This window comes from Albibacterium sp., from assembly GCF_035514885.1.
Classification (GTDB): Bacteria; Bacteroidota; Bacteroidia; order Sphingobacteriales; family Sphingobacteriaceae; genus Albibacterium.
Genome location: NZ_DATJCH010000004.1, coordinates 1 through 3,854 on the forward strand (window position 1 = coordinate 1; position 3,854 = coordinate 3,854).

Sequence of the window (3,854 nt, forward strand, 5' to 3'; positions counted from 1 at the left end):
GGGATTTTTTTTATTTAAAGAATGTTTATCACACAAATACAATAACATCCGGTAAAACTACCCTATTTCTTAATTAGTGTCAAAATTTGTAAACTTTACAAAGCCGGATAAAAGAGCTCTCAAACGGTTGCATTAAGGAGATATTTCTCCAAAAAAAAAGATTCTTCTTATTTTTTATGCTCTCGCAAACGATTGAAATTTTCAGTGAAGTAAAGGTATCAAAAAAGGCTGCCCCTTGGGGGACAGCCTTTTTATTATAAAGTTAGTCTAAAAGCCTCAGATACTAAAACAGATAGCGCAAGCCAACCTGAACTTGCCATACCTGGCTAAGGTTCAGATAAGGAGTGTAGGTCTCGCTTGGGTAAACCGAATTTCCTTCTGAATCATTTATCTTAATCATAGAGAATTCAGGAACATTTCCGGCATCTCTGCCTTCGTATTTTAAAATACCACCATAGTTGGAGGAAGCCATATTTTTATTAACTCCCCACTCAGAATTAAGCATATTTCCAAAATTCAAAATATCAACGCTGGCTTGCAAAGTATGCTTGCGTCCGGCAACATTTAAAGAAAAGTCCTGCATTACCCTAAGGTCAAACTTATTAACCCATGGAGCTCTGGCAGCATAAGCCTCAGCATATTCGCCCTTATGATTCTTCAAATAATTGTCTTGTTCCATGAATTTGAAAAAAGCATTCTCGTCTTCGGCGGAAACAAAATTGATATCCCCACGCTCTTTAGGTATGTAAATTAAATCACCGGTAAGACCATCGCCGTTCATATCGTTGCTGTAGGTAAAGGAGTTTCCGTAAGGAGAATATCCTGAATAAAACACACTAAAGGTCGTAGCCAAATGGTCGTTGGCATAAGGCAAGCGGTAAGAAGCCGAGGCTATTACCTTATGAGGCACTACATACTGCGAGCGCTGTATGCCGGCGGTATTTGGACCGTCAACAGACAAAACACCTACCCAGGCTGAATTGGCATTACTGCCCGGCATACCTGAAACCTCTTTCATCTCGGTAAAAGTATAGGCAGCCATCAGATTCAATCTTGGAAGCGGCTCTAAATTAAGGGTAAGATTAAGAGTATAACCATAACCTTTATCAGTATTTGAAAGCACATTAGCATCCCTTACTCCCACGGAAGAAGGCTCATAACGATAGACTGAGGGGTAAATATAGCGTTGATCTGAGCCTGCAAATTTGGTCCAGCTTGCTTCCGGATTCATAATCAAATAGTTTTCCTGCATTACTGCATTTATATTCTTGGTATAAATAGCTTCTGCAGTTAATGAAAGAGGGAAATCAACAGCAAACTGATAATCTGCGGCGATAGAAGACTTCCACACCTGAGGCATCTTGAAATCAGGGTCAACACCGGCAATAGAACTGGGAACAACACCGTCTTCCGGGGTTACTTCAGTCTTAAAGCCAAGCCTGTCTATCATCTCATTAACATCAGTAATCATACCTCCCTGTAACAAGTCCAGACGACTATCTCTGGAGGCAACAGTACCATCAGCATTAAAACGGGTTTGAACCTTCATCAGGAGCTGATTCATTCCGGCATTAGAAGGCATATTGGTAAAGAATACAAGAGGAAGTCTTCCGGTAAATACTCCGGTTCCACCACGCAGTACCAGGCTTCTATCCCTGTTTACGTCCCAGGTAAAGCCAAGTCTCGGAGAAAAATTCACTCTTGAATCAGGCCAGGCACCTGTATCAATTTTTCTTCCACCGAAATCAAGCTCATAGATAGCGTTGTTACGCATCAGATTATCATCAAAGATCAGATTGTCTGCTCTAAGACCCAAAGTTAGTTTCAGATTCTGAAGAGGATTCCATTCATCCTGAAGATAAGCCCCTATTTGATGGAAAACAACTTCAGAAGTTGGCTCAAGATTTCCGTTTGCGCCATAGGTAAGCGCAAAATCCACCGGTGCAGCACCGTTAATAAAATCAGTGATACCCGCATAGCGGTAATAACCTGTTCCGCTACGCATATATGAATTATTTGCCAGCTGATACTCATAGCTCACACCTGCTGTCAGCTTGTGGGCATCGAAGTAATAGGTAAAGTTGTCGGTAATAGTCATCACCCTGTTCTTAACTCCATTATTATAGGTAAACAACTCATAACCGGCAGAAATGTAGGGGTCAAGAGCAGCAGCTCCGGTGGCTACATCACCACTCATAATGTCAATAAAAGGAAACTCCGATGATTCAGAGCCTCGCATATCCTGAATGTCCGTGTAAGTAAAAAGCATTTGATTGGAAGACTTGTCACCCAGGCTGCTGTTCAACTCAGCAGTCAGAGAATTCACGATATTGTCCATTGAGTACATGGAATTGGCATAAGACATCGAGTGCTCTGATACCCGATTTTTCTTGCTATCTCTATAGGCACCGTCGGTAGAGTTGCCGTTAGGAGCATTCCATGCCTGGTTTTTTGTGTAGTTATAACGAACACTCAACTTATGAGCATCAGAAATATTCCAGTCTAATCTTCCTAAGAATTTAACATTGCTCTCATCAGCGGGAAAACTGCTATAAGAGCCTGTTTCATATCCATAGTTGTCGCGAAGATGCTTTGAAACCCTCACTAAGTCGCTTTCGGTTACCCTCGAAATGGTTTGTCCATCAGAAACACCATTTGTTGAAGCTCTCCAGGTAATAACTTGTTGAGGAACATCTTCCTTTTCAAAGTTGGTATAGAAAAACAGCTTGTCGTTAATAATAGGGCCGCTTAAAGAAGCGCCATAAACAGTCCTTGACTCTTTATCGCGATCTTCAAAGTCATGGTCGCCAATTTTGTTACCACGCAAGTCCTGATTTTTAAAATAAGTATAGGCTGTACCTTTGAAGGCGTTACCTCCCGATTTGGTGATAGCATTTATACCTCCTCCAATAAAGTTAGTTTGCCTAACATCGTAGGGAGCCACCACAACCTGCACTTCGTCTATGGCCTCAAGAGAAATAGGGTTTCCACCTCCGGGAAGGTTGGAGCTTAGACCGAAGTTGTTGTTAAAACTAGCTCCGTCAACTGTAAAGTTTGTGGAGCGTCCATCACCACCGGCAAAGCCCATCCCGTTTGCGTATGGCGAAATCTTGGCAATATCTGAGATGCTCCTGTTGATAGTAGGCATAACATTGATCTCATCGTTGCCAATATTGGTAGCTGCGCCGGTCTTTTGAGTGCTGAAAGCAGATTGCTCGTAACCAACAACTACGACCTCCGAAAGACTGGTAGCTCCTTCGCTAAGTTCCACATTTAGCTCAAAGATCTGACCCAGTAAAAGGGTAACATCGGAAAAAGATCCAGAGCTGTAACCCACAAACGACACAGTAATTTCATAAGGCCCGCCGGGTCGTGCACCCTGAATATTATAGTAGCCATTGCTATTAGTAACTGCAGCATACTGTGAACCCGATGGTTTGTGTACGGCAACAACAGTTGCTCCGGGAAGCGTTTCATTACCTGCACCCACTACCCTACCTGAGATTCCGGAAGTAGTAATCTGTGCCATAGTCGTAAAACCAACCATAAGTAATACTAAGGACAGGATAATAACTCTTTTCATAATAATCTTCATTAGTTTGCTTAAATAAAATCCACTTTTAGTTTTCCAGCTGCAAAAATGACCAATTAATACCAGCTGAATAATCGTTCTAAATTAAGCTTAGGTTAACAATTCATTTACCCTTTATTATCTGCAAAAACAGATGTTCACGAAGTAAGAAACACCACGGCCGGAAGGCTTCTTTTGGAGGAAAAATTAATAGCCACACTTAGCAGTGCGGCTATTTGATTGATAGTGTAGTACGAAGACTTCGTCATATACAACTCAGGGG

At 41.8% G+C, this 3,854-nt stretch carries 1 protein-coding gene; it reads right to left on the bottom strand.

Annotated elements, in window-relative coordinates; all coding sequences use genetic code 11:
• Positions 1-283: 283 nt before the first annotated feature.
• Entirely contained in the window at positions 284-3,583 is a 3,300-nt protein-coding gene (locus VL047_RS00695; protein ID WP_325357488.1) for a TonB-dependent receptor, read from the bottom strand.
• Between the last annotated feature and the right edge of the window lie 271 nt (positions 3,584-3,854).

Coding starts and splice junctions, on each gene's coding strand:
- VL047_RS00695 (WP_325357488.1), bottom strand. CDS start 3,583: ATGAAAAGAGTTATTATCCTGTCCTTAGTATTACTTATGGTTGGTTTT.